The following is a 25,843-nucleotide window of genomic DNA, read 5'->3' as shown; positions in this document are numbered from 1 at the left end:
GGTCAGGCGCCCCGCTTGCCGGCGGCCGTGGCCAACCGCGATTGCAGGGCGGCGGCCGAGCGCGCCAGCGCGTCGGCGCGGGCGTTCAGCTCGGCCAGGTCCAGGCGCCATTGCTCCAGCGCCGGCCGGCCCAGCAACATGCCGTTTTCCTCGGCCAGGTATTCGGACACGTTCTCGGCCAGGCGCTGGCCGGCCTGGCGCGCGCCGCCGGCGGCCGCGCGCAGCCCGCCGGCGATGCGCAGCGCGGGAATGTCGCCCACCAGCCGGGCCAGGCTGTCTTCCGGGTCCCAGCGCAACTGCTTGGACAGGTCCGCCACCACCTGGGCCAGGGCGGCGTCGCCGGAAATGTGCGTGGCTTCGGCGAAATCGGGCGCCGCGCCGCCCGCGCCCAGGCGCGGCAGCGGCAGCTTCTCGGGCGCCACCGTCAGGGTCACGTCGGGCACCACGGCAGCATCGGCCTGGGCCGCCAGCCCCTCACTGTCGATGGTCAGGCCCAGCGTGAAGCCGCCCAGCGCGAAGCGCACTGTCTTGCCGGCGTGGCGGGCCAGGCGTTCGCGCGCCCAGTCCTCACGCTTCAACAGGGCGTTGAGCGCGCCGACGGCCAGCCGTGCAGGAGTGGGCAGAAACGAAAAGGGCAACATGACGGTCCGCGACCCCGCGCAACGGGGCTGACGAAGTTGATGGGTAAATCGGGAGTGTAACGGGTTGGATGGGGGTGTGTTCCGGACAGTCGGGACGCGGTTTGCGCCCGCGCATGGAAAAACCGGCCCTGAGGGGCCGGTTGTGGCGGACGGCCGCGAGGCCGCCGCGATAGCAGAAGGTTGGCGCCAGCCGGATCAGCTGGCGTATTCCACCGGGATCTGCTGGATGCCGGCCAGCAGCCAGCCGCCGTTGGCGGGCTTGAACAAGTTCCAGACTTCCTCGAAGCGGAAGGCTTCGGCGCCCGGGGTCTCGCGCAGCATGCCCGAGAAACGCACGCTGGCCAGGTGGCCGTCGGACACCGTTTCGATGCCCAGCAGCTCGGCGTTCAGCAGCACCACTTCGGTCTTGTTGGGCGCGGCGCCGCGCTCGGCCAACTGCGGCTTGAGCTCGGTGATCAGGTCGTCGGTCAGGTAGTCGCGCAGGCGATCGGTGCTGCCGCTGTCCCACACGGCCTGGATGCGCACGAACTGTTCCTTGGCCTGCTTCAGGAAGTTGGGCGTATCGAAGTCGCCGGGCACGAACCAGTTGTTGTCGTCGCCTGCCTTGGGCAGCACGGCGGCCGGGGCGGCAGCGGCGGCTGCGACCGGCGCCGCGGCCGGGGCGGTCGGCTTCAGCGCTTCACGCCACATGGGCTGTTGCTGCGGCTGGCCGGGCGCGTTGTTGGCGCCACCGAAGGCACCCTGGGTGGCCGGACGCGGCGCGGCGCCGCGCAGGCGGCGGATGATGAACATCACGGCAAACACGACCAGGGCGATCAGCAGCGCGGACGACAGGAATTCGGCGAAAGCGCCCGACAGGCCCATGCTCGACAGCAAGGCGGCGATGCCCAGGCCGGCGGCGATGCCGGCGATGGGGCCCAGCCAGCGCGATGCGCCGCTCTTGGCGGCGGCGCCCGCGGCACCGGCCGTGGCCGCGCCGGCGGCCGCCGGCGCCGCGGTGGCGCCCGCGGTGTTGCTGGCGGCGGTCGGCGGCGTGGTGGCCTGGCGCTGCTGGGTCACATTGGAGGATTGGCGGCCGACGCTGCTGCCGCCGCCGGCGCGGCGGGCTTCGGCGTCGAACGACGCCGTTACCAGCGCAGCGCCGGAAATGGCGATGAGCGCCGCGGCGACAAACCGCGAGAAACAGAATTTGGTCATGGATGTGCTCCCTCGTACCCGCGCCCCGCTGCCCCCGAGCAGCGGAAGGCCGCACGGATCGTGCGGTCCTTCAGCGCGACTTCCTTACAGTAATCTGAATGACGTAAGAATAACGGACAAGCCGCCGCCCCACAAGTTCCCCCGGGGCAACGGAAAGCCGAATCGGACCCAGCGCAATCAGGCCAGGCGCACGCCCTCGTGCAGGGCCGCGATGCCGGCCGTCAGGTTGAAGTACTGCACCCGCTCCAGGCCGGCGGTGCGCAGCATGTCGGCCAGGGTTTCCTGGTCGGGATGCATGCGGATGGATTCGGCCAGGTAGCGGTAGCTGGCCTCGTCCTTGGCCACCGTCTTGCCCAGCCAGGGCAGCACGTTGAAGGAATACCAGTCGTAGGCCGGCGCCAGCGGCTTGGCGATGCGGGAGAACTCCAGCACCAGCAGCTTGCCGCCCGGCTTGAGCACGCGGGTCATCTCGGCCAGGGCGCGATCCTTGTGGGTCATGTTGCGCAGCCCAAAAGCCACGCTGACGCGGTCGAAATAGCCCGTCGGGAACGGCAGGCGCTCGGCGTCACAGACGGCGGTGGGCACCAGCTGGCCGGCGTCGGCCAGGCGGTCGCGGCCGACGCGCAGCATGGAATCGTTGATATCGGTCAGCCAGACCTCGCCGGTGGGGCCGGCGCGCTTGGCGAAAGCCTTGGCCAGGTCGCCGGTGCCGCCCGCGATGTCCAGCACCTTCATGCCGGGGCGGATGGCGGCGCGGCCGATGGTGAAGGCCTTCCAGACGCGGTGCAGGCCGGCCGACATGAAATCGTTCATGATGTCGTAGCGCTGCGCCACCGAGTGGAAGACTTCGGCGACCTTGCGGGCTTTTTCGCTTTCCGGCACCGATTGGAAGCCGAAATGCGTCGATTGGGACGCGGAATCCGCGGAATGTTGCGATTCGGAGGGGTTTTGCATGGTGAATTCCCGATATATCGTCCAATGGTAGCCTATCGGGGCCCACCGGATGCCGCCCGCGGGCGCGGGAAGGCTCCGTGCGGTCACATACCTGAAATATTGCGGCCATACTATCGCAATGTTCGCGCCGCGCCGGCGCTCCGAAGCGTGCCCTATTCGCCATGTCCAGCACCATCCTCGTCGTCGAAGACGAACCCGCAATCCAGGAACTGATCGCCGTCAACCTGTCCTTCGCCGGCCACAAGGTGCTGCGCGCCTTCGACGCCGACCAGGCCCAGACCCTGATCCGCGCCGAACTGCCCGACCTGATCCTGCTGGACTGGATGCTGCCCGGCACCTCCGGCCTGGCCATGGCGCGCAAGCTGCGCAACGACGAGCGCACCCGCGCCGTCCCGGTCATCATGCTGACCGCCAAGGGTTCCGAGCAGGACAAGGTCGATGGCCTCGAAGCCGGGGCCGACGACTACATCACCAAGCCCTTCTCGCCCAAGGAGCTGATGGCCCGCATCAAGGCCGTGCTGCGCCGCCGCGCGCCGCAACTGACCGACGACGTGATCGACGTCGGCGGCCTCAAGCTCGATCCGGTGACGCACCGCCTGTCGGGCAACAGCCAGTCGCTGCAGATCGGCCCCACCGAATTCCGCCTGCTGCATTTCTTCATGACCCATCCGGAACGCGTGTTCTCGCGTTCGCAACTGCTGGACCAGGTCTGGGGCGATCACGTCTTCGTCGAGGAACGCACCGTCGACGTGCACATCCGCCGCCTGCGCAAGGCCCTGGAGCCCAGCGGCCACGACGCCCATGTGGAAACGGTGCGCGGCAGCGGCTACCGGTTTACGGCACAGGTCCCGGCGCGGTAAAACTCCCGCACGATGATCTGGCTGCGCACCCTTATCCTGGTCGCCCTGTGGGCGGCGATCGCGCTATTGGCGCAATGGCTCATTGGAGATCCCGCCGGCTGGGTGCTGTTCAGCGCCGCTCTGGTCGTCATGCTGCTGTGGCGCAGCTGGCGCCTGCACCTGGTGTCGCACTGGGCCAGGCATCCCGACACCTCGCCGCCCGCCTCGGTCGGCCCCTGGGACGATATCCTCGCCCCGTTGTACCGCTACACCCGGGCCCGGGCCCGCGAGCTGGCCGAAACCCGCGACACCATGCAGGGCATGCTGGCGGCGGCTCAGGCCCTGCCCGACGGCGCGGTCACGCTCAATGAAGACTTCCAGATCGACTGGTGCAACCGCATGGCGCGCCAGCACCTGGGCCTGCGCCTGCCGGCCGACCGCGGCCACAACTTGCTGAACCTGCTGCGCGCGCCGGAATTCGTCGAATACGCGCACCGCGCCTCCTGGCCCGATCCCATCCTGGTGCGCCTGGGCCAGAACGGCCAGGAGCGGCTGATGATGATGCAGCTGACGGCCTACGCCAGCAATCAGCGCCTGCTCATCACCCGCGACGTGACCCAGATCGAGCGCCTGGAAACCACGCGCCGCGATTTCGTCGCCAACGTCTCGCACGAACTGCGGACGCCGCTGACGGTGCTGGCGGGTTTCCTGGAAACGCTGCGCGACATGCCCGCCGACGCCCTGCCGCCCGAGCAGCGGGCGCAGTACCTGGACATGATGCACGAGCAGGCCCAGCGCATGCAGGCCATCGTCGAGGACCTGCTCACGCTGTCGACGCTGGAATCGTCGCCGGGCAGCGACCCGCGCGCGGTCAACATGGGCGCGCTGCTGCAAAAGGCGCGCCAGCAGATCGAGGCGCTGTCGGGCGGACGCCATGTGATCGAATGGCACATCGACGAAACCGTCGATGTGCTCGGCGCCGAGACCGAACTGACCTCGGCCCTGTCGAACCTGCTGACCAACGCCGTGCGCTACACGCCCGACGGCGGCACCATCACCGTGCGCTGGGAACGCGAGGCCGACGGCGGCGGGCGCTACAGCGTGCAGGACACCGGCATCGGCATCCCCGCGCGCCACATCCCGCGCCTGACCGAACGCTTCTACCGCGTCGACCGCGGCCGCTCGCGCGCGGTCGGCGGCACCGGCCTGGGCCTGGCCATCACCAAGCACATCGCCATGCGCCACGATGCCGAGCTGCTCATCAGCAGCGAGCCCGGCAAGGGCAGCCTGTTCGCGCTGCGCTTCCCGCCGGATCGCATCGCGGTCGACCCATCCGCCTGACGCGCCGGCGCGCCGCGCGCATGATCCGCGCCGCAACCGCGGCGCGGATGGTAAATTCCCGGCCATGCGCATCCTGGTCATCGAAGACGAACCCAAGCTGGCCGACTACCTCAAGAAAGGCCTGTCGGAGCAGAGCCATGTGGTCGACCTGGCGCGCGACGGCGTCAACGGCCTGCACCTGGCGCTGGAAGGCGCCTACGACCTGATCGTGCTGGACGTGATGCTGCCCGGCGTGGATGGCTTCGGCATCCTGGCCGCGGTGCGCGCCAACAAGGACACGCCGATCCTTATGCTGACCGCGCGCGATGCCGTCGAAGACCGCGTGCGCGGGCTGGAAGGCGGCGCCGACGATTACCTGATCAAGCCCTTCGCCTTCTCCGAGCTGCTGGCCCGCGTGCAGGCGCTGCTGCGGCGCGGCCGCTCGCAGGAACCCACCGTGTTCCGCCTGGCCGACCTGGAACTGGACCTGGCGCGGCGCAAGGTCGCGCGCGGCGGCCGCCGCCTGGACCTGACCGCCAAGGAATTCAACCTGCTGGCCCTGCTGCTGCGGCGCCAGGGCCAGGTGCTGTCGCGCACCACCCTGGCCGAACAGGTCTGGGACATGAATTTCGACAGCGACACCAACGTCATCGACGTGGCCGTGCGGCGCCTGCGCAGCAAGCTGGACGACCCGTTCGAGGCCAAGCTGCTGCACACCGTGCGCGGCATGGGCTACGTGCTCGAATCGCGGCCGGAGCCCGCGCGCGGATGAAGCCGCCGCGAGTGCGCTCGATGCAGGCGCGCCTGACCCTGCTGCTGGGCGCGATCGCGCTGCTGGTTTCCAGCCTGGCCGGCGCCACCCTGTTCTGGGCCCTCAAGCGCGAAGTCGAACGCCAGGAGATCACCGAGGTCAGCGGCAAGCTGGAACTGATCAACCACCTGATCGACATGCAGAACAACGCGCGCGGCCTGCACGACCTGGCCGCCACCTTCGACGACATGCGCGCCGGACAGAGTCAGCTCGGCATCTGGATCGTCGACGCGCAGGGCCATCCAGTCTATGGCGGCGCCATCCCCGAAACCCTGCAGGTCCTGCCGGACCGGCAGGTGCTGTTGCAGCAGGCCGACGGCAGCCGCCTGCGCGGCCTGCGCGTCGCGGTCGACGACCGCATCCTGCCAGGCGCGCAGTTGACGGTGGCGGTCAGCACCCGCACCAGTTCGCAGTTCCTTTACGCCTACGGCACCGCGCTGGCGCTGATCTGCGCGCTATGGGTGGGCGCCACCGTGGTGCTGGCGGCCTGGGCCGTGCGCCGCAGCATGGCGCCCACGCGGCGGCTGTCGGAACAGGCGGCCCGCATCCAGCCCGACAACCTGGCCGTGCGCCTGCCGCTGCGCGACACCGACCGCGAGCTGCATGAGCTGGTGCTGTCGTTCAACCGCACGCTGGAACGGCTGCAGGCCGCCTACCAGCAGATGGAAGGATTCAACGCCGACGTGGCGCACGAACTGCGCACGCCGCTGGCCACACTGATCAACGGCACCCAGGTGACCCTGTCCAGCGGCCGCGACGCGGCCGAGCTGCGCGACGCGCTCGAATCCAACCTGGAGACGCTGGAAGACCTGAAGACGCTGGTCAACGACATGCTGTTCCTGGCCCGCGCCGACCGCGGCGAGCGCGCCGCCGACCTGGCGCCGGTGTCGCTGGCCGCCGAGGCCCGGCGCGTCGCCGACTTCTACGAGGCGGCGCTGGAAGACCGCGGCGTCACGCTGCGCTGCGACGGCGACGCCATCGTCGCCGCCAACCCCGGACTGGTGCGCCGCGCGCTGGCGAACCTGATTTCCAACGCCATCAAGGCCACGCCGCGCGGTGGCGAGATCGTGCTGGCCTGCCAGCCTCGCCCGGCCGGCGCGCGGGTCGAAGTGCGCAACCCCGGCGCGCCGATCCCGGCGGCCGACCTGCCGCGCATCTTCGACCGCTTCTTCCGCTCCGCCCAGGCGCGCGCGCCGCGCAGCGAGGGCCACGGCCTGGGCCTGGCGATCGTGCGCGCCATCGCCCGCATGCATGGCGGCGAGGTCGACGCGGCCTCCGGCGCCGATGGCACGGTGGTCGGCATCACCCTGCGCGGGTCGGGTCCGGACACCGCCGGCGGCCACATTACAAAGAAGTAATCTTCGCGACAGAACCGGGTCACCCCGGTTTTCCTAAAGTGTCTCCCATGGTCAACCCCCATCAAGGGAACAGCATGAAAGGCACTTTGCTCCGCATCACCCAGATCACGGCCCTGGCCGCGCTGCTCGGCACCGGCACCGCCTTCGCCGCCGGCGCCCATGGCGAACACGCCGGCCACGCCATGCCGGCGGCCTCCGCCCCCATCGGCACGCCCGGCGACGCCGCCCGCGTCACCCGCAGCATCGACATCGACATGACCGACGCCATGCGCTTCACGCCGGCGCAGGTGCAGGTCAAGGCCGGCGAGACCGTGCGCTTCAACGTGCGCAACTCGGGCCGCATCCGCCATGAAATGGTGCTGGGCACCGACGCCGACCTGCAGGCCCACTACGCCATGATGATGAAGGACCCCGGCATGCGCCACGAAGAGGCCAACGCGATCTCGCTGGAGGGGGGCAAGAGCGGCCAGATCGTCTGGAAGTTCGACCGCGCCGGCACCGTTTCTTTCGGCTGCCTGGAACCCGGCCACTACACCGCCGGCATGAAGGGCGCGGTGTCGGTCCAATAACGCCGTCGCGGATCCCTCATGAAACCCATCCCTATTCCCACCCGCCGCCGCTTCGTGCAGGGGCTGGCCGCCGGTGGCGCGCTGGCGGCGCTGGGCGGCTGGCGCGCCGCCAGCGCGGGCCCGCGCGCGGCGCAGGCCGCGGCCGCGCCCGCCGAACTGCGCGGCACCGAATTCCACCTGGAGATCGGCGAAACCCCGGTCAACTACACCGGCGCCGCCCGCATCGCCACCACCGTCAATGGCCAGGTGCCAGCCCCGCTGCTGCGCTGGCACGAGGGCGACACGGTCACGCTGCACGTGACCAACCGCCTGCGCGAACAGACCTCGATCCACTGGCACGGCATCCTGCTGCCCACGGAAATGGACGGCGTGCCGGGCCTGAGTTTCCCGGGCATCGATCCCGGCCAGACCTTCACCTACCGCTTCGACGTGCGCCAGAGCGGCACCTACTGGTATCACAGCCACTCGGGGTTCCAGGAGCAGACCGGCCTGTACGGGGCCATCGTCATCGACCCGAAGCGGCCCGATCCCGTCGCCGCGGACCGTGACTACACCGTGCTGCTGTCGGACTGGACGGACGAAGACCCGATGCGGGTCTTCGACAAGCTCAAGGCCATGCCCGACTACTACAACCGCAACCAGCCCAGCGTCGAGAGCCTGATCCGCGAGGCCGGCGAGAAGGGGTGGCGGGCGGCGCTGTCCGAGCGCCTGATGTGGGAACAGATGCGCATGAACCCGTCCGACCTGGCGGACGTCTCCGGCGCCACGTACACCTTCCTGACCAACGGCGCGACGCCGGCCGGCAACTGGACCGGCCTGTTCAAGCCGGGCGAACGCGTGCGGCTGCGCTTCATCAACGGCTCGGCCATGACCTACTTCGACGTGCGCATCCCCGGCCTGAAGATGACGGTGGTGGCGGCCGACGGCCAGGACGTGCGGCCGGTCGACGTGGAAGAATTCCGCATCGCCGTGGCCGAGACCTACGACGTGATCGTCGAGCCCGCCGAAGACCGCCCCTACACCATCTTCTCGCAGGCCATGGACCGTTCCGGCTACGCCCGCGGCACCCTGGCGCCGCGCCCCGGCATGCAGGCCGAGGTGCCCGCGGTCGATCGGGTGCAGCTGCTCGGCATGATGGACATGGGCATGAAGCACGACATGGGCGGCATGGATCATGGCGCCGCGCCTGAGGCGACCGCCGGCGCGATGGCCGGCATGAACCATGGCGCCATGCCCGGCATGGACCACGGCAGCTCCCACGGCGGCGGCGCGGCCCAGGGCGGCATCGTCGAGGTCAGGCACCCCTATCCCGAGGAGCGCGGCCCGGGCAATTCGATGCTGCCCGACGTGGTCTCCACCCGCCTGGACGACCCCGGCATCGGCCTGCGCGACAACGGCCGCCGGGTGCTGACCTACGCCGACCTGCGCTCGATCCGCGAACCCGACGACAACCGCGCGCCGACCCGCGAGATCGAGCTGCACCTGACCGGCAACATGGAACGCTACATGTGGTCGTTCAACGGCGTGAAGTTCTCCGACGCCAAGCCCATCGTGCTGCGCTACGGCGAGCGCGTGCGCTTCGTGCTGGTCAACGACACCATGATGACCCACCCCATCCACCTGCACGGCCTGTGGAGCGACCTGGAATCGCCCGACGGCGCCTTCCAGGTCCGCAAGCACACCCTGTCGCTCAATCCGGCGCAGCGCCTGAGCTACCGCGTCAGCGCCGATGCCCGCGGCAACTGGGCCTACCACTGCCACCTGCTGTACCACATGGAGGCCGGCATGTTCAGGGCGGTCGTGGTGGAGTAGGCGATGAGAAACCGGAATATGCGCACTTCCTTTTCCCCGTTCCGCCACGCCGCGCTGGCCACCGTCCTGCTGGCGGCCCTGGCCGGCCAGCCGGCCCTCGGCCAGGCCATGAACGACCATTCCGGCATGGATCATGGTTCGATGCCGGGCATGAACCACGGCGCCGCCAAGCCACAGCCCGCGATGCCGCCCGCCATGGACCATTCCTCCATGCCCGGCATGAACCACGGCAGCGCCAAGCCAAAGCCAGCGATGCCGCCCGTCATGGATCATTCCTCCATGCCCGGCATTGACCACGGCGCGCCGGCCGTCGGCAGCCTGCCGTCCAGCGACGGCGCCGGCGAGCGTGGCTATGACAGCTACGGCCTGCACCCACACATGATGGACAGGGACGCCTCGTCGCGGCTGCTGTTCGACAAGTTCGGCTGGTCGCGCAACCGCGACGGCCAGAACGCGCTGGAATGGGACGGCCGCTTCTGGTGGGGCACCGCCACCGACCGGCTGGTGATCAAGAGCGAAGGCGAACGCGAAAGCGGCGGCGGTTCCGGCGCCAAGGTCGAAGCCCTCTGGAGCCACGCCATCTCGCCTTTCTGGGACCTGCAACTGGGCGCGCGGCGCGACTTCGGCACCGGTCCCAAGCGCAACTGGGCCGCGCTCGGCCTCGAGGGCGTGCTGCCCTACAACATCGAGTTCGAGACCACCGCCTACGCCGGCCCATCGGGCCGCACCGCGCTGGCCCTGAAGGCCGAGTACGATCTGCTGCTTACCCAGCGTCTGATTTTCACGCCGGAGATCGAGGCCAGCGCCTACGGCCGCAACGACCCGGAGCGCGGCATCGGCTCGGGCCTGTCCGACGCTTCGCTGTCGCTGCGCCTGCGCTACGAAATCACGCGCCAGTTCGCGCCCTACGTCGGGGTATCCTTCGAACGTAAGTTCGGCCGCACCGCGGACTATGCGTCCGCCGCCGGCCAAGGTCGCTCGCAGGCCGCCGTGCTGGCCGGCGTGAGCTTCTGGTTCTGATCTTTCTCGCGGAGACCCATGAAAACACCTCTCATCCCCGCCCGTCGCCTGCTGCTGGCGGCCGCGCTGTCCCTGCCCCTGTACGCCGCGCCGATCCTCGCGCAGGCCCAATTCGCCCCCAAGGTCCAGGTGTGGAAGACGCCCACCTGCGGCTGCTGCGAGGACTGGGTCACGCACATGCGCGACAACGGCTTCGAGGTCACCACCCACGACGTCCAGGACACCGGCCCGGTGCGCCGCAATGCCGGCATGGCCGACTATGGCTCGTGCCATACGGCCGTGGTGGACGGCTATGCCATCGAAGGCCACGTGCCGGCCAGCGACGTGCGCCGCCTGCTGCTCGAAAAGCCCGATGCCGCCGGCCTTGCCGCGCCTGGCATGCCGCTGGGTTCGCCCGGCATGGACGGCCCCGAATACGGGGGCCGCAAGACGCCACATGATGTCCTGCTGGTGGACAAGCGCGGCGGCGCCAAGGTGTTCCAGGCGTATCGTTAGGAGATGCCCCGGGGATGCTCCCGGCCGGGCGGCGCCCGGCCGTTCTGAAACAATTCATCCCCACCCGGGCAATGGGTACCTCTTGCACCGCAGCAAAAATGCGCCACAATAAATAAAACGCATTTCTCACCCGACCCCTGGCAGTCATGGCACACATCGTCCTGTTCGAGAACATCCACCCGAGCGCCCGCGCCGTCTTCGAAGCCGCCGGCTACACCGACATCGTCACGCACGCCGCGGCCCTGCCGCCGGCGCAGCTGCAGGACGCCCTGCGCGGCGCCCAGGTCGCGGGCATCCGTTCTCGTACCCACCTGGATGCCGCCCTGCTGTCCGGCAACCCCGACCTGCGCGTGGTCGGCTGCTTCTGCATCGGCACCAACCAGGTCGACCTCGACACCGCCATGCAGCGCGGCATCCCGGTGTTCAATGCGCCCTTCTCCAACACCCGCTCGGTCGCCGAGCTGGTGCTGGGCGAAGCCATCCTGCTGTTGCGCCGCATCCCCGAGAAGAACGCCCGCGTCCATCTCGGCCACTGGGACAAGAGCGCCGCCGGCGCCTTCGAGACCCGCGGCAAGACGCTCGGCATCGTCGGCTACGGCAACATCGGCTCGCAGATCAGCACCCTGGCCGAAGGCCTCGGCATGCGCGTCATCTACCACGACGTCGAAGCCAAGCTGCCGCTGGGCAACGCCCGCCCGGCCGGCTCGCTCAACGACCTGCTGGAGCAGGCCGACGTGGTCACCCTGCACGTGCCCGGCGGCAAGTCCACCGAGAACATCATGAATGCGGAGACCATTGCCCGCATGCGCCGCGGCGCCATCCTCATCAACGCCTCGCGCGGCACCGTGGTCGACATCGACGCCCTGCACGCCGCGCTCAAGTCCGGCCACCTGGCGGGCGCCGCGCTCGACGTGTTCCCCACCGAGCCCAAGGGCGCCGACGAACCGCTGGCCAGCCCGCTGATCGGCCTGCCCAACGTCATCCTCACCCCGCACATCGGCGGCAGCACGCAGGAATCGCAAGAGAACATCGGCCGCGAAGTGGCCGAGAAGCTGGTGCGCTTCCTGCAGGCCGGCACCACCAAGGGCGCGGTCAACTTCCCCGAACTGCCCTACCTGGAACAGGCCGGCGCCACCCGCATCCTGCACGTGCACCGCAACGCCCCCGGCGCGCTGGGCACGCTGGACAACCTGATGGCGCAGCACGGCCTGAACATCGTCAGCCAGACCCTGCAGACCAAGGGCCAGATCGGCTACGTGATCACCGACGTCGATGGCGAGGTCGATGATTTGGTCATGACGACGCTGCGCGATCATCCGATCACGGTTCGCTGCGACCGGCTGTAAAGGAAAGGCGCTCAAGAGAAAGGCCCGCTCGCGCGGGCCTTTTCCATGCGCGTGGCACGGGCGGATGCGGACGCAGGACGGCCGCGGCTGGACGGGAACGTGAGCCCCCAGACGCGGATCACATCATGCCCGGCCCGCGAAATGCGCCGCCACCCAGCGCTCACAGACGTCCCACAATTTCGGCGCCCCGCGCTGGATCACCGGCCCGTAGCGGGCCAGCACCTGCTCGCGCGACACGCCATTCTCGGTCCAGGTGCCGCCGCCCGTGAACACGTTGATGAGCAGCGGCTGGAAGCGGTCCAGCGCCTTGGCGAAACGCGCGTCCTCGCTCTCGGCCTGCTCGAATTCCCGCCACAGCGCCATGAACTCGTCGCCCTGCGGCGAGGGCAGCAAGCCGAACAGCCGCTGCGCCGCCTTGTCCTCCTGCTCGGCCTGCCAGGCCGCCGACGATCCGCCGTGGATCGGGAAATCGCCGACGTCGATCTCGACCACGTCGTGCAGCAGCAGCATCCGCATGACCCGCTGGGTATCCACCGGACCGCTGGCGTATTCGCTCAGCACCAGCGCGTACAGCGCCAGGTGCCAGGAATGCTCGGCGGAATTCTCCTTGCGGCTGCGGTCCAGCAGCGGCGATTGCCGGACGACGGTCTTGAGCCGGTCGATTTCGCGGAGGAATTGCAGCTGTTTTTCCAGTGAGGTCGATGCCATGGTGTCCTGCGTGGGTGGCGGTCTTGGCGCGAATGCCGATCGCTTCCCCGACACTGTACCGCCCTGGCTGGCTCAAGGCGCCAACGTGGCCCCCGCCGCCCGCGCCAGGCACTCGGCCATCTTGCCGCGGACGCTGCCGGCGTCGAACGGCAACCGCCCGATGAGGCCGATCTCGCGATGAAACGCCGCATCGCCCAGCGGCACCAGCCGCAGGCCATCCGTATCCAGGCCGCGCAAGCGCGGCAGCAGCGCCACGCCCAGTCCGTGGCGCACCATGTTGGCGATGGCCTCGATCTCGTCCAGCTCCACCGCCTCGTGCACCGTGATGCGCTGCTTCTTCAGGAACAGGTCCACCACGCGCCCGCCAAACGACGCGCGGTCGTAGCGGATGAAGGGCTGCGCCGCCAGCACCTCGCGCCACGGCGCCAACGCCATCGCGGCCGGCATGGCCAGCACCACTTCCTCGCGCAGCAACGGCTGCCAGCCCAATTCCGGCGGCAGCGCGAACGGCGGCCGGATCAGCAGCGCCATGTCGACCTCGCCGGCGTCCACCTGCCCCAGCAGCGACAGCGACACCCCCGGCACGATCCGCACCCGCACGTCGGGGTAGCCGGCGCGGAACTCGCCCAGCGCCCGCACCAGCAGGTCCTGCTGCACCGAGGCGATGGCGCCGATGCGCAGCGATCCGCTGACGTGGCCGGCGCCGGCCGTGGACGCCATGCGCTCGGCCATGGCCACCAGTTCCTCGGCCTGCGGCAGCATCTCGCGGCCATGGTCGTTGAGCACGGCGGCGCGCGCACTGCGGTCGAACAGCGCCACGCCCAGGTAGTCCTCCAGGCGCTTGATCTGCGCGCTGACGGCCGACTGGGTCAGGCCCAGCTGGGCGCCCGCCCCGGTGAAGGTGCCATCGCGCGCCACGGCGATGAAGGTCTTGAATTCTTTGATCACGATCAATATTTTCGATGCTAAGACACAAAAAATATCGTTTTTCAATCAAAAAAACAATTCATAAACTAGCAGCTCAGGACACGACCCGATGGCGATCGTCCGCATTCTGAATTACCTTTTCCGCCTCATCCGGAGCTTTTCATGACCGCTCAAACCAACCTGCCGCCGTTCCACCTGGCCTTCCCGGTCCGCGACCTGGCCGAAGCCCGCGCCTTCTACGGCGAAAAGCTGGGCTGTCCGGAGGGCCGCAGCTCGCCCGAATGGATCGACTTCAACTTCTACGGCCACCAGATCGTCGCCCACCTGGCCCCCAGCGAGTGCGGCCACAAGGCCACCAGCGCGGTCGATTCGCACAATGTGCCCGTGCGCCATTTCGGCGCGGTGCTTTCCATGGAACAATGGGAAGCCATGGCCAAGCGCCTGACCGATGCCGGCACCGAGTTCGTCATCGAGCCCTACATCCGCTTCAAGGGCGAAGTCGGCGAACAGGCCACCATGTTCTTCCTGGATCCGTCGGGCAACGCGCTGGAATTCAAGGCGTTCAAGAACCTGGATTCGTTGTTCGCCAAGTAATCCGTCTCTACAGGTTTCGTGCCGTTGAACGCAACATCAGACCCATCTTCTTCGGCCGAAGCCACCTGGCGCATCCAGCCCCAGGGTGACCGCTGCCTCATCGTTTCTTTCGGCGACCGGATCGACGCCGCCGTGGGCCGCACCTGTCTGGCGGCGGCGCGCAAGCTGCGCGACGCCGGCCTGCCGGGGGTGACCGACGTGGTGCCGTCGTTCGTGGCGGTGGCCGTGCATTACCGACCCGACGGCCTGGGCCACGGCCCCACCTACGCCGACCTGGCCGAGCGCATCGAAGCGCTGCTGGCCGACGGCATCGCGGCCGACAATGCCGCCGGCCGCGAGGTCGACGTGCCGGTCTGCTACGGCGGCGAGCACGGGCCCGACCTCGACGAGGTCGCCCGCGCCGCCGGCCTGACGCCCGACGAAGTCATCGCCCTGCACAGCGGACCGCGCAGCATGGTGTTCATGCTGGGCTTCGCCCCCGGCCACGCCTACCTGGGCGTGCACGACGAAAAACTGAACCTGCCGCGGCGCCCCTCGCCGCGCACCGCCGTGCCGGCCGGCGCGGTGGCCATCGCCAACCGCCAGACGGTGATCTACCCCAACCGCCTGCCCGGCGGCTGGCACATCATCGGCACCACGCCGCTGACCATGTTCGACCCCGCGCGCGAGCCGGCCGCCTACCTGCAGCCGGGCGACTCGGTGCGCTTCGTGCCGATCAGCGCCGACGAATTCGCGCGCCTGCGGGGGAACCGGCCGTGAGCATCACCATCATCAAGCCGGGCATGCTGTCCAGCTTCCAGGACCGCGGCCGCGAGGGCTACCAGCACCAGGGCATCCCGGCCGCCGGCGCCATGGACGAACGCGCCCACCGCCTGGCCAACGCGCTCGCCGGCAACAGCGGCGACCCCGCCACGCTCGAAATGACCCTGACCGGCCCGACGCTGCGCTTCGACGCGCCGGCCTGCTTCGCGGTGGCCGGGGCCGACCTGGGCGCCACGCTCAACGGCCAGGAGATCCCGCAGCACCGGCCGCTGGTGGCCCGCGCCGGCGACACGCTGGCCTTCGGCGCGCGGCCCGCCAACGGCGTGCGCGGCTACCTGGCGGTGCACGGCGGCTTCGCGCTGGCGCCGGTGATGGGCAGCGAAACCACCTACCTGCGCAGCGGCTTCGGCGGCTTCGAGGGCCGCGCGCTGGCCAAGGGCGACCAGGTCGGCTTGCGCCAGGCGCTCGATGGCCACGGCCTGGACGCGCTGCAAAAGGCCCTGTGGGACCTGCGCATCTACCTGCCCGGCACGCTCGGCCACAAGCGGCGCGACGCCATCCGCTTCCTGCCCGGCATGCAGTGGCAGGAATTCTCCGAAGCCAGCCGCCACGCCTTCGGCGGCTCGGAATTCCGCATCAGCCCGCAGTCCGACCGCATGGGCTACCGCCTGCAGGGTCCGGCGCTGTCCATGAGCCAGCCGCGCCAGATGCTGTCCGAGGCGGCCTGCTTCGGCACCGTGCAGGTGCCGTCGGGCGGCGAGGCCATCATCCTCATGGCCGACCGGCAGACCACCGGCGGCTATCCCAAGATCGCGCAGATCGCCAGCGTCGACCTGCCCTTGCTGGCGCAGTACGCGCCGGGACGCGCGCTGCGGTTCGCCATGATCGAACTCGACGAGGCGCAACGCCTGGACGGCGAGCGCGAACGCGCCTTCGCCCAGTTGCTGGACGCGCTGGCGCCGCTGCGCGCGCTGCTCGGGCCTGGCCACCCTTGAGGCCAGCTCGCAAGCGCCCCCGAATAACCGCCCGAACCTCCACAGGAACCCCATCATGAGCACAAGCATCGACCTGAACTGCGACATGGGCGAAAGCTACGGCGCCTGGAGCATGGGCAACGACGCCGCGGTGCTGGCCTTCGTCAGCTCGGCCAACATCGCCTGCGGTTTCCACGGCGGCGATCCCGCCACCATGCGCAAGACCGTGGCCGCCGCCCTCAAGCAGGGCGTGGCGCTGGGCGCGCATCCCAGCCTGCAGGACCTGGTGGGCTTCGGCCGCCGCGCGATTCCGATCACGCCGGACGAGGCGTACGACATCACGGTCTACCAGATCGGCGCGCTGGCCGGCGTGGCCGCCTCGCAAGGCGCGCGGCTGCATCACGTCAAGGCGCACGGCGCGCTCTACAACATGGCCGCCAGGGACGAAGGCCTGGCGCGCGCCATCTGCCAGGCGGTCAAGGATGTGGATGCCACTCTGCTGCTTTACGGGCTGGCGGGCAGCAAGCTGATCGACGCCGCGCGCGCCATCGGGCTGGCCGCGGCCAACGAGGTCTTCGCCGACCGCTCCTACCAGGACGACGGCTCGCTCACGCCACGCACCCGCGCCGGCGCCATGATCGAAGACGTCGACCAGGCCGTGGCGCAGGTGGTGCGCATGGTCCGCGAGGGCAAGGTGCGCTCGGTCGACGGCAAGGACGTGCCGGTGCAGGCCGACACGCTCTGTATCCACGGCGACCAGCCCAACGCGCTGGTGTTCGCGCGCGCCATCCGCGAGGCGCTGGAACGGGCCGGCATCGCCGTGCGCACGCCGTCCGCGCGCGCCTGACGCCACCATTCGCGGGCAACGAGCGGCACTGTTTCGATGACGCAGCAAGGACGCGCCGGCGCCTCGGGCGCCGGACGCGGTCCCGCGGTTACGCGCGGCCGTAGCGCGGCGCGGGTTCCTCGGCGTCCTGCAGCGAGGCCTCGTGGTAGGCCCGCAGGATACCCGGCAGCACATCCAGCACGTAGCCGCGGGTCAGTTCCGCGGCGCGGTCGAAATCGCGGCTGGCGAGCGCCTGCGTGATGCCCTGCGTATAGGTCTGCAGCCTGTTCGATTCCATGGTCTGCCGCGCCAGCAGGTAGCGCAGCGGCTCGACCTGTTCGTACAGCTTGGTCAGCACCTCGGCCAGCGGGGCGTTGCCGGTGAAGCGGGCGCCGGCCAGGTAGAACTCGCGCAGCGCCGCGATATAGGCGCGCACGTCGCGCTTGGCCATGGCGGCGGCGATCGCCTCGTCATAGGCGCGCAGTTCGGCCACCAGCGGCGAAATGTCGTCGATCTCGGCGACCTGGCGGATGCAATAGGCTTCCAGCTCCGCGCGCAGCTTGTACAGGTGGCGGATCTGGGTTTCGGAATACAGGGTGACCCGGAAGCCTTTGCGCTGGACATGCGTCACCAGGCCGCTCAGTTCCAGCAGACGCAGCGCTTCCCGGATGGGACTGCGGCTGGTGCCGAAACGCTGCTCCAGTTCCTGTTCCCGCAATGGCTGCCCGGGCCTGATAGTGCCATCCACTATCAACTCACGAATCTGTTCCTGTAGGAAGTACGGAATCGTGGCGGGCGCTTTGACGTCCAATCGGCTCCCCTTGTACTGCTGATGCAAGTATTGCGACAGCGACAAGATACTAGAAATTTATTGAAACACAAATAGGAAAATTGTTGCAGGAATGAGGTCCGGTGCGAACCTCAATGCCAGTCGTCGCGGTACACGAACTTCGGCATCTGCCAATTGAAGCGCAGGGCCAGCAGGCGCAGCGCCAAGCCGACCGCCAGCGCGATGGGCACGGCAGCGTTGGCCGGCAGCCCCAGGGCCTGCGCGCCCAGGTACAGCGCCCCGGTCACCACCGACACGCTGGCGTACAGCTCCTTGCGGAACAGCAGCGGCACCTCGTTGCAGAGCACGTCGCGCAGCACCCCGCCGGCGCAGCCGGTGATCATGCCGCTGATCAGCACCACCGTGATCGGCAGCTGCATCAGTTGCGCGACCTGGCAGCCGATGACCGTGAACGCCACCAGGCCGAGCGCGTCCGCCAGCAGGAAGACGCTGCGCAGGCGCCGCATGACAGGCGCGATCAGGGCGGTCAGCAGCGCCGCGCCCGCCGTCATCCACAGGTATTCGGGATGGACCACCCAGGTCAGCGGATAGTGCCCCAGCAGCACGTCGCGCAGCGAGCCGCCGCCCAGCGCGGTGACGCAGGCGATGATGCAGACGCCCATCCAGTCCATGTCGCGCCGGCCGGCCGACAGCGCCGCGGTCATGGCTTCGGCCACGATGGCGACCAGGTAGAGCGTGTGCAGCAGGGCGGGCGAAAGGTCGTAGAACATGGAACGGCAAGGGAGGGGGACGAAACCCGCGGACGCGACGGCTTCCCGGCACGGGCGACAGGCCCCATTGTATTGACACGGCATCGCCCCCCGCCATTGCCGCCGCCCCCCATCCTCCCTTACGCTGGAAGTGCGTTGATATCGGTCAAGCCCCTGTCCGCGCCCCGGCGGGACAATGGGGGTGTGCCCGCAAGGGCGATATCGGCCGGACGGCGGGCTAGCGGGAGCCACCGGCCCGGCCCCATCTCGGGAGAAACGTATGTCGCAACAACCTGGCCCCATCCTACTGGCCACGGATCTCAGCGCGCGCGGTGATCGCGCCCTGGATCGCGCGCTGCAACTGGCCAAGGAACTCGATACCAAGCTGGTCGTGCTGCACGTCATGGAAAACCACGGCGTGTCGGCGCGCCTGACCACGCCGGTCTGGCGCCGGCTGGCCGCCGACCACAAGGCGGTGGCCGAGCGCGAACTGGCCGAGGACCTGGCCAACGCCGGCGTGGCCACCGAAGTGGTGGTGGTCACGGGCGATCCCCTGGTCCGCATCATGGAAACCGCCGACAGCTTCGGCTGCTCGCTGATCATCGCCGGCATCGCGCGCGACGAGACGCTGGGCCGCCTGCTGCTGGGCACCACGGTGGAAAAACTGGTGCGCCAGGCGCGCCAGCCGGTGCTGGTGGTCAAGAACCGTCCGCGCAAGCCGTACCGCGACGTGCTGGTCGCCACCGACTTCTCGGCCGGTTCGCGCCAGGCGCTGCGCGCCGCGCTGCAACTGGTGCCCAACGCCGACCTGACGCTGTTCCATGCCTATGACGTGCCGTTCCAGGGCAAGAACGTGCCGGACGACGCCGTGACCCGCAGCTTCTACCACGCGGCCGAGCAGAGTTCGCGCGAGTTCATCGCCGAAACGCCGGAACTGGCCAACGTGGCGCCGCCCAAGGTCGTGATGGAATGCGGCCAGCCGGAAACGGTGCTGTCGGAATATTCCTTCAACCATCGTTCCGACCTGGTCGTCACCGGCACCCATGGCCGCACCGGCCTGTTGCGCACGGCCATCGGCAGCGTTGCCGAACGGCTGCTCGAAGCGCTGCCCAGCGACGTGCTGATCGTGCGCCTGGCCGGCGAGGAGTGACGCGCCGCGCTGACGCCGGGGCCCCCCGGGCCCCGGCGTCAGGCGTCGCCGTCCTGCATCATGGCTTCGATGCGGCCGCGCAGCAGGTGCAACAGCACCAGGCCCGGCAGCGCGATCACCACCGTCACCAGGAAGAACCCGGGCCACCCCAGGTGCTCGACCAGCGGCGGCGTCAAGGGTCCGGCCAGGTAGGTGCGACCCACCGCCGACAGCGCGGACAGCAGCGCGAACTGCGTGGCCGAGAAGCGCTGGCGGCACAGGGCCATCAAGAGCCCGACGAACGCCGCCGTGCCCAGGCCGCCGCACAGGTTTTCCAGCCCGACCGCGGCGCCCATGAGCCAGATGCTCTTGGGGCTGACCGCGATCACCCAGTAGCCCAGGTTGGACACCGCCTGCAGCAGCCCGAACACCATCAGCGACCGGTACAGCGTCCAGCGCGACATGACGAGGCCGCCGGCAAGGGCGCCGACGACGGTCGCGGCCATGCCCATGACCTTGTTGACCGCGCCCACCTCGGTAGGGGTATAGCCCGCGCCGCGGATCAGGAACGTGGTCGAAAGCGCGCCGGCAAAGGCGTCGCCCAGCTTGTACAGCACGATCAGCAGCAGCACCGCCAACGCGCCGCGCCGGGTGAAGAATTCCTGCAGGGGCGCCGACACGGCCTCGCCCAGGCTGCGCGGCGGCTTGGCCACGTGCTCCGGCTCGGGCGCCCACAGTGTCGCCAGCGCGCACAGCAGCATCAGGCCGCCCATCACCACATAGGTATTGCCCCAGCCGATCCACTGGTCGGCCAGGATCAGCGCCAGCCCGCCCGAGACGATCATCGCCACCCGGTAGCCCATGACCTTGATGGCCGCGCCCGCGCCGCGCTCTTCCTTGCGCAGCACGTCGGTGCAATAGGCATCGAAGGCGATGTCCTGGGTGGCCGACAGGAAGGCCACCAGCACCGCCAGCAGGGCCAGCGCCTGCAAGGCCGACGACGGCGACAGCGTGCCCATGACCATGATCGCCAGCCCCAGCAGCACCTGCGTCACCAGCATCCAGCCGCGGCGCCGGCCCAGCAGCGGCGGCGCATAGCGGTCCACCAGCGGCGCCCACAGGAACTTGAGCGTGTAGGCGGTGCCCACCAGGGTCAGGAAACCGATCTGCTGCAAGGGCACGCCGGCCACCGTGGCCCACGCCTGCAGGGTGCCGCTGGTCAGGGCCAGCGGCAATCCGCTGGCGAACCCCAGGACCAGCAGGGGCGCGACGCGGGGACTGGTGTAGACGTTGGATACAGCGGTAATGACGGTCTCCTGAAACGGGCCGGCCGGGCGCACGGACGGGCGCGGCGGGCTTGCGGCATTTTAGGCGCTGGCGCCCGGGCCGTCAGCCGGCGTTTCAGAATGTCAGGGCGAGGCGAAGCGGTACACCGCCAGGGTGCTGCGCCAGCTGGGGAAGGTCTTGATCTCGCGCCCTTCGTTGAAAGTGGCGCGCTCCAGGATGCGCAGGCCCAGCTCGCCGGCCAGCTGTTCGAAGTCGCGCAGCGTGCACAGGTGGATGTTGGGCGTGTTGTACCACTGGTAGGGCATCTGGCCCGTCACCGGCATGCGCCCGCGCAGGATGGCCCAGCCGTGCGGCCAGTAGCCGAAGTTGGGAAACGACACCACGCCATGGCGCGCCACCCGCGCCATCTCGCGCAGGATGTGCTCGGTGCGGTGCATGGACTGCAGCGTCTGCGACAGCACCACGGTGTCGAACTGCTTGTCGTCGAACAGGGCCAGGCCGTCTTCCAGGTTCTGCTGGATCACCTCGACGCCGCGCCGCACGCAGGCGATGACGCAGGTGTCGTCCAGCTCGACGCCCGCGCCGCGCACCTGGCGGTGATCGCGCAGGTGCGCCAGCAGCGCGCCGTCGCCGCAACCCAGGTCCAGCACCCGGCTGCCCGGTTCGATCCAGCTGGCGATGCGCGCCAGGTCGGGGCGCAGCGTGTTGACGGCGGGACGGGGAGTCACGGGATTCATGCGGAGCGTCCTTCGGTCTGAGCGGCGTCGGTCAGTCCCAATTCGCGGGCGATGCGCTCGTAATAGCCGCGTACCACGGCATGGTAGCGCGCGTCGTCCAGCAGGAAGGCATCGTGCCCGTGCGGCGCGTCGATCTCGGCGTAGGTGACGGGGCTGGAATTCTTGAGCAGGGCCCGCACGATCTCGCGCGAGCGTTCCGGCGGGAAGCGCCAGTCGGTGGTGAACGACACCAGCAGGAAATCCGCCTGGGCCGGCGCCAGCGCGCGCGCCAGGTCGCCGCCGGTCTTGCGCGCCGGATCGAAATAATCCAGCGCGCGGGTGATCAGCAGGTAGGTATTGGCGTCGAAATAGCGGGTGAACTTCTCGCCCTGGTAACGCAGGTACGACTCGACCTCGAACTCGACGTCGTAGCCGTAACGGTAGGCGCCGTTGGCGGCCGGTTCGCGCTGGGCGCGGCCGAATTTCTCGGCCATGTCGTCGTCGGACAGGTAGGTAATGTGGCCGATCATGCGCGCCACCGACAGGCCGCGGCGCGGCACGGTTTCCTGCGCGTAGTAGTCGCCGCCATGGAAATCCGGATCGGTGATGATGGCGCGCCGCGCCACTTCGTTGAAGCCGATGTTCTGCGCCGACAGGCGCGGCGTGCTGGCGATGACCACGCAGTGGGCCACGCGCTCGGGCAGCGTGATGGCCCAGCTCAGGGCCTGCATGCCGCCCAGCGACCCGCCCATCACGGCGGCGAAGCGCTCGATGCCGAAGTGGTCCGCGACCCGCGCCTGCGCCTGCACCCAGTCCTCCACCGTCAGCACCGGGAAGGCGGCGCCCCAGGGCTTGCCGGTCTCGGGGTTGATGCTGGCCGGGCCGGTCGAGCCGAAGCACGAGCCCAGGTTGTTGACGCCGATGACGAAGAACACGTTGGTGTCGACCGGCTTGCCGGGTCCCACCATGTTGTCCCACCAGCCGACGTCGCTGGGGCTGTCCGCGGCCTGGCCGGCCACGTGGTGCGAGGCGTTCAGGGCGTGGCAGATCAGCACCGCATTGCTGCGCGTGGCGTTGAGCGTGCCATAGGTCTCGACCGCCAGCTCGTAGCTGGCCAGCGACTGGCCGCTGAGCAACGGCAGCGGCTCGTCGAAACGCAGGAAGACGGGAGCAACCAGTCCGACGGAACCGGGATCAGCGGCATCGGACTGCGTGAGGGTGGCGGCGGGCAGGGTCGCGAGCGCGGCACTGGCCGAATCACCGGCCAAATGTTGGGCAGGAGTGGTCATACGGACCTCTTTAGCTGGATTTATTGGAAGGCGCCCGCAAGCGGATCAGGCAAATCGGCGCCGAAAATTGGATAGTGCGGCAGGAATTCTAGCACTGCTGGCGGCGGGGACGGCAAGCGCGCGGCTCGGCGGCCGTCGGCGCCCGATCACATGGAGGCCGGCGCCGGCATGCCAGCCCCTTGCCTGCCGCCTGGGCCGGCCCCGGAACGCGCTGGCCCTCAGGCCCCCGCCTCCCAGGGCTCATGGCCCAGGTATTCGTAGCGTTCGGTATTGACGCGCGAGATGCGCCATTCCACCGGCTGGCGGTTGTACGAATAAGCCACGCGGCGGATCTCCAGCAGCGCCGCGCCCTCGGCCACGCCCAGCCAGCGCGCATGGGCGCGGTCCGCCAGGCAGGTGCGCAGGCGTTCGTCGGTGGCGATGACGTTGACGCCGAACACGTCCTGGTACAGCGCATACAGCGTGCTGGCGCGCTCGCGCAGGTGCGCCTCGGTCATGCCCGGAAAGCGCGATTCCGGCAGGCAGATGTCGTCCACCATGACCACGTCGCCGTTCAGCGACAGCATGTTGAGGAACTCGAACACATGGGCGCCGGCCGGCAGCCCCAGCTTCTCGCGCGCCTCGGCCGAGGCCTTGACGCGGCGAAAGCGCAGCAGCTCGGTGGCCGGGTACGACTTGTGGCCGTCCTGGCGCAGGATGCGGAAGAACTTGAAGAAGTGGTGGTTGCGGGTGTGCACCGCGACGTAGGTGCCGCGGCCCTGGTGGCGCACCAGGATGTTTTCGGCCGCCAGTTCGTCGATCGCCTTGCGCAGCGTGCCGATCGACACGCCGAAGCGCTCGGCCAGGTGCTTTTCCGGCGGAATCGCCTCGCCCTGCTTCCATTCGCCTTGGGCCAGCGCGGCAAGCACGGCCTGCTTGACCTGCTCGTACAAGGGACTGCCCAAAGGCACAGTCGATGACAGGCTGGTGTTCATGGGTGCATCGCAATAAATCCGGGGCTCCAGTGTAGCGGCGCGAGGCGCTCCTCCTCAAGTCATACAATTCATATATATGATTTAGTTGACATGCTGAAAAACGAGCCATAAGATTTGCCGGACGTTGTGATCCGAAGCGCCCGCGGCACTCCGCCGTGGCGCTCACCCAGGAGGGAAAGACGATGATTCACGCCGTATTGCACGATGCCAAGGACACGGTGGCGGTCGCCGTGGTGGAAGGACTGACCGCCGGAACGGAGCTCAATGCCTGGATCATGGACGAGGACAAGATCATCCATGTGCGGGCCTCGCAGGACATCCCCATCGGCCATAAGGTCGCGATGAAGGACATGGCCGTGGGCGACACGGTCTACAAGTACGGCGTGGACATCGGCCGCGTGGTCGCGCCGATCCAGGCCGGCCAGCACGCCCACGTGCACAACATCAAGACCAAGCGCTGGTAAGCCGATCCTTCGCCCACACAGGAAACCATCATGTCCGTCATCAATGCTCAGACCACCTTCCAGGGCTACCGCCGCGACAACGGCCGGGTCGGCGTGCGCAACCACGTCATCGTGCTGCCCGTGGACGACATCTCCAACGCCGCGGCCGAGGCCGTCGCCAACAACATCAAGGGCACGCTGGCCCTGCCCCACCCCTACGGCCGCCTGCAATTCGGCGAAGACCTGGAACTGCACTTCCGCACCCTCATCGGCACCGGCTGCAACCCGAACGTGGCGGCGGTGGTGGTGATCGGCATCGAGGAAGGCTGGACCAAGCGCGTGGTCGACGGCATCGCCGCCACCGGCAAGCCGGTCATGGGCTTCAGCATCGAACTGCACGGCGACCACGACACCATCATGCGGGCCTCGCGCTGCGCCAAGGAATTCGTGCATTACGCCACCGCGCTCACCCGCAGCACGTGTCCCATCTCCGACCTGTGGGTCTCGACCAAGTGCGGCGAGTCCGACACCACCTCGGGCTGTGGCGCCAACCCCACCGTGGGCAACGCCTTCGACAAGCTCTACGCGCTGGGCTCGACGCTGGTGTTCGGCGAGACCTCGGAACTGACCGGCGGCGAGCACATCGTGGCCGAGCGCTGCGCCAACGACGCCGTGCGCGAACGCTTCATGTTCATGTTCGACCGCTACCAGGCCATGATCGACCGCTGGAAGACCAGCGACCTGTCCGAATCGCAGCCCACCAAGGGCAACATCGCCGGCGGCCTGACCACCATCGAGGAAAAGGCGCTGGGCAACATCCAGAAGATCGGCAAGCAGTGCCGGGTCGACGGCGTGATCGACAAGGCCGAGATCCCCGACGGCCCGGGCCTGTGGTTCATGGACTCGTCCTCGGCCGCGGCCGAGATGGTGACGCTGTGCGCGGCCTCGGGCTACGCGGTGCATTTCTTTCCTACCGGCCAGGGCAACGTCATCGGCAACCCGATCCTGCCGGTCATCAAGATCTGCGCCAACCCGCGCACGGTGCGGACCATGTCGGAACACATCGACGTCGACACCAGCGGCCTGCTGCAGCGCGAGATCGACCTGAACCAGGCCGGCGACAAGCTGCTCGAATGCATGCTGGCCACCGCCAACGGCCGCTGGACCGCGGCCGAGGCCCTGGGCCACCGCGAGTTCGTCCTGACCCGCATCTTCGAAAGCGCCTGACGGCGCTCCGATCCCGCGCGCGCCGGCCGTCCGCGCCATCGCGCGGGCGGGAGCGACACGGCGGCGGCCCTGTCGCCGCCGCGTCG

At 69.1% G+C, this 25,843-nt stretch carries 27 protein-coding genes and 1 riboswitch; of the genes, 16 read left to right on the top strand and 11 right to left on the bottom strand.

All coding sequences use genetic code 11. From position 1 onward, the window contains the following. Nucleotides 1-2 precede the first annotated feature (2 nt). From ACUTAG_RS17010 to ubiE, 3 genes are all read right to left on the bottom strand, one after another. Nucleotides 3-641: a ubiquinone biosynthesis accessory factor UbiJ gene (locus ACUTAG_RS17010; protein ID WP_148317658.1), complete on the bottom strand. Its 639-nt coding sequence runs from the start codon at nucleotides 639-641 to the stop codon at nucleotides 3-5. Between the two features lie 195 nt (nucleotides 642-836). After that, nucleotides 837-1,838: a Tim44 domain-containing protein gene (locus ACUTAG_RS17005; protein WP_038502736.1), complete on the bottom strand. Its 1,002-nt coding sequence runs from the start codon at nucleotides 1,836-1,838 to the stop codon at nucleotides 837-839. A 177-nt stretch (nucleotides 1,839-2,015) separates the two neighbouring features. Continuing rightward, nucleotides 2,016-2,792, bottom strand: coding sequence for a bifunctional demethylmenaquinone methyltransferase/2-methoxy-6-polyprenyl-1,4-benzoquinol methylase UbiE (ubiE, locus tag ACUTAG_RS17000; RefSeq protein ID WP_006386863.1), 777 nt, complete (start codon nucleotides 2,790-2,792; stop codon nucleotides 2,016-2,018). Nucleotides 2,793-2,953: 161 nt separating this feature from the next. Here ubiE and phoB point away from each other — a divergent pair, with 161 nt between their 5' ends. The 9 genes from phoB (at nucleotide 2,954) to serA (ending at nucleotide 12,362) form a co-directional block, all read left to right on the top strand. After that, nucleotides 2,954-3,652 (top strand): phosphate regulon transcriptional regulator PhoB, encoded by a 699-nt coding sequence (phoB, locus tag ACUTAG_RS16995; protein ID WP_006386862.1) that lies wholly within the window; start codon nucleotides 2,954-2,956, stop codon nucleotides 3,650-3,652. A gap of 12 nt (nucleotides 3,653-3,664) precedes the next feature. Beyond that, on the top strand, nucleotides 3,665-4,972 hold the full coding sequence (gene phoR, locus ACUTAG_RS16990) for a phosphate regulon sensor histidine kinase PhoR (RefSeq protein ID WP_006386861.1): 1,308 nt from the start codon (nucleotides 3,665-3,667) through the stop codon (nucleotides 4,970-4,972). Between the two features lie 64 nt (nucleotides 4,973-5,036). Beyond that, nucleotides 5,037-5,723, top strand: a complete 687-nt coding sequence (locus ACUTAG_RS16985; RefSeq protein WP_006386860.1) for a heavy metal response regulator transcription factor — start codon at nucleotides 5,037-5,039, stop codon at nucleotides 5,721-5,723. Continuing rightward, nucleotides 5,720-7,120: a heavy metal sensor histidine kinase gene (locus ACUTAG_RS16980; protein ID WP_148317660.1), complete on the top strand. Its 1,401-nt coding sequence runs from the start codon at nucleotides 5,720-5,722 to the stop codon at nucleotides 7,118-7,120. Before ACUTAG_RS16985 ends, ACUTAG_RS16980 begins: the two co-directional genes overlap by 4 nt. A gap of 74 nt (nucleotides 7,121-7,194) precedes the next feature. Further along, a complete protein-coding gene (locus ACUTAG_RS16975; RefSeq protein WP_020925380.1) occupies nucleotides 7,195-7,689 on the top strand; it encodes a cupredoxin domain-containing protein in 495 nt (164 codons plus the stop codon). Between the two features lie 18 nt (nucleotides 7,690-7,707). Then, nucleotides 7,708-9,501, top strand: a complete 1,794-nt coding sequence (locus ACUTAG_RS16970; RefSeq protein WP_148317662.1) for a copper resistance system multicopper oxidase — start codon at nucleotides 7,708-7,710, stop codon at nucleotides 9,499-9,501. Nucleotides 9,502-9,519: 18 nt separating this feature from the next. Beyond that, nucleotides 9,520-10,521, top strand: coding sequence for a copper resistance protein B (locus tag ACUTAG_RS16965; RefSeq protein WP_148317663.1), 1,002 nt, complete (start codon nucleotides 9,520-9,522; stop codon nucleotides 10,519-10,521). A gap of 18 nt (nucleotides 10,522-10,539) precedes the next feature. Beyond that, complete coding sequence (locus ACUTAG_RS16960; RefSeq protein WP_148317665.1) at nucleotides 10,540-11,016, top strand: DUF411 domain-containing protein; 477 nt, start codon at nucleotides 10,540-10,542, stop codon at nucleotides 11,014-11,016. Between the two features lie 146 nt (nucleotides 11,017-11,162). Beyond that, nucleotides 11,163-12,362, top strand: coding sequence for a phosphoglycerate dehydrogenase (gene serA / locus ACUTAG_RS16955; protein WP_006386855.1), 1,200 nt, complete (start codon nucleotides 11,163-11,165; stop codon nucleotides 12,360-12,362). A 123-nt stretch (nucleotides 12,363-12,485) separates the two neighbouring features. On the opposite strand, the gene ACUTAG_RS16950 is transcribed toward serA, so the two are convergent. Further along, nucleotides 12,486-13,070, bottom strand: a complete 585-nt coding sequence (locus tag ACUTAG_RS16950; RefSeq protein ID WP_148317667.1) for an HD domain-containing protein — start codon at nucleotides 13,068-13,070, stop codon at nucleotides 12,486-12,488. A 72-nt stretch (nucleotides 13,071-13,142) separates the two neighbouring features. Next, a complete protein-coding gene (locus tag ACUTAG_RS16945) occupies nucleotides 13,143-14,018 on the bottom strand; it encodes a LysR substrate-binding domain-containing protein (protein WP_187378288.1) in 876 nt (291 codons plus the stop codon). Nucleotides 14,019-14,159: 141 nt separating this feature from the next. Here ACUTAG_RS16945 and ACUTAG_RS16940 point away from each other — a divergent pair, with 141 nt between their 5' ends. From ACUTAG_RS16940 to ACUTAG_RS16925, 4 genes are read left to right on the top strand one after another with little or no spacing between them, the layout of a single operon-like run. Beyond that, nucleotides 14,160-14,591: a VOC family protein gene (locus tag ACUTAG_RS16940; protein ID WP_006386852.1), complete on the top strand. Its 432-nt coding sequence runs from the start codon at nucleotides 14,160-14,162 to the stop codon at nucleotides 14,589-14,591. Between the two features lie 24 nt (nucleotides 14,592-14,615). Continuing rightward, nucleotides 14,616-15,350, top strand: coding sequence for a 5-oxoprolinase subunit PxpB (pxpB, locus tag ACUTAG_RS16935; RefSeq protein ID WP_026385183.1), 735 nt, complete (start codon nucleotides 14,616-14,618; stop codon nucleotides 15,348-15,350). Next, nucleotides 15,347-16,348 carry a 5-oxoprolinase subunit C family protein gene (locus tag ACUTAG_RS16930; protein WP_104413794.1) on the top strand — a complete coding sequence of 334 codons (1,002 nt, stop codon included), beginning with the start codon at nucleotides 15,347-15,349 and terminating at the stop codon, nucleotides 16,346-16,348. Before pxpB ends, ACUTAG_RS16930 begins: the two co-directional genes overlap by 4 nt. Before the next feature lie 55 nt (nucleotides 16,349-16,403). Beyond that, nucleotides 16,404-17,174: a LamB/YcsF family protein gene (locus ACUTAG_RS16925; RefSeq protein ID WP_148317671.1), complete on the top strand. Its 771-nt coding sequence runs from the start codon at nucleotides 16,404-16,406 to the stop codon at nucleotides 17,172-17,174. An 88-nt stretch (nucleotides 17,175-17,262) separates the two neighbouring features. On the opposite strand, the gene ACUTAG_RS16920 is transcribed toward ACUTAG_RS16925, so the two are convergent. Both ACUTAG_RS16920 and ACUTAG_RS16915 read right to left on the bottom strand, forming a co-directional pair. After that, nucleotides 17,263-17,964, bottom strand: a complete 702-nt coding sequence (locus tag ACUTAG_RS16920; protein WP_024067588.1) for a GntR family transcriptional regulator — start codon at nucleotides 17,962-17,964, stop codon at nucleotides 17,263-17,265. A 110-nt stretch (nucleotides 17,965-18,074) separates the two neighbouring features. Next, nucleotides 18,075-18,713, bottom strand: a complete 639-nt coding sequence (locus ACUTAG_RS16915) for a trimeric intracellular cation channel family protein (RefSeq protein WP_006386844.1) — start codon at nucleotides 18,711-18,713, stop codon at nucleotides 18,075-18,077. Between the two features lie 259 nt (nucleotides 18,714-18,972). Here ACUTAG_RS16915 and ACUTAG_RS16910 point away from each other — a divergent pair, with 259 nt between their 5' ends. Continuing rightward, nucleotides 18,973-19,842: a universal stress protein gene (locus tag ACUTAG_RS16910; protein ID WP_006386843.1), complete on the top strand. Its 870-nt coding sequence runs from the start codon at nucleotides 18,973-18,975 to the stop codon at nucleotides 19,840-19,842. Between the two features lie 38 nt (nucleotides 19,843-19,880). On the opposite strand, the gene ACUTAG_RS16905 is transcribed toward ACUTAG_RS16910, so the two are convergent. From ACUTAG_RS16905 to ACUTAG_RS16890, 4 genes are all read right to left on the bottom strand, one after another. After that, complete coding sequence (locus ACUTAG_RS16905) at nucleotides 19,881-21,161, bottom strand: muropeptide transporter (protein ID WP_024067587.1); 1,281 nt, start codon at nucleotides 21,159-21,161, stop codon at nucleotides 19,881-19,883. Nucleotides 21,162-21,230: 69 nt separating this feature from the next. Then, nucleotides 21,231-21,845 carry a methionine biosynthesis protein MetW gene (gene metW, locus ACUTAG_RS16900; protein WP_006386841.1) on the bottom strand — a complete coding sequence of 205 codons (615 nt, stop codon included), beginning with the start codon at nucleotides 21,843-21,845 and terminating at the stop codon, nucleotides 21,231-21,233. After that, entirely contained in the window at nucleotides 21,842-23,113 is a 1,272-nt protein-coding gene (metX, locus tag ACUTAG_RS16895) for a homoserine O-succinyltransferase MetX (RefSeq protein WP_054515510.1), read from the bottom strand. The genes metW and metX overlap by 4 nt, the downstream gene beginning before the upstream one ends. Beyond that, a riboswitch (SAM riboswitch) is annotated at nucleotides 23,103-23,184 on the bottom strand. It overlaps the preceding gene by 11 nt. Nucleotides 23,185-23,331: 147 nt before the next feature. After that, nucleotides 23,332-24,087 carry a GntR family transcriptional regulator gene (locus ACUTAG_RS16890; protein ID WP_053497973.1) on the bottom strand — a complete coding sequence of 252 codons (756 nt, stop codon included), beginning with the start codon at nucleotides 24,085-24,087 and terminating at the stop codon, nucleotides 23,332-23,334. Nucleotides 24,088-24,269: 182 nt separating this feature from the next. On the opposite strand from ACUTAG_RS16890, the gene ACUTAG_RS16885 reads away from it, so the two are divergent. Together ACUTAG_RS16885 and ACUTAG_RS16880 are read left to right on the top strand one after the other, a co-directional pair. Continuing rightward, nucleotides 24,270-24,551 (top strand): UxaA family hydrolase, encoded by a 282-nt coding sequence (locus tag ACUTAG_RS16885; RefSeq protein WP_026385179.1) that lies wholly within the window; start codon nucleotides 24,270-24,272, stop codon nucleotides 24,549-24,551. Between the two features lie 30 nt (nucleotides 24,552-24,581). Then, the gene (locus ACUTAG_RS16880; protein WP_006386837.1) at nucleotides 24,582-25,757 is read left to right on the top strand and encodes a UxaA family hydrolase; all 1,176 of its coding nucleotides are present in this window, start codon (nucleotides 24,582-24,584) and stop codon (nucleotides 25,755-25,757) included. Nucleotides 25,758-25,843 lie beyond the last annotated feature (86 nt).

The sequence above is a fragment of the Achromobacter sp. CSND-B12 genome, assembly GCF_052906545.1.
The sequence above is the reverse complement of the archived record's forward strand: the minus strand, read 5'-3'. Positions and strand labels throughout refer to the sequence as shown.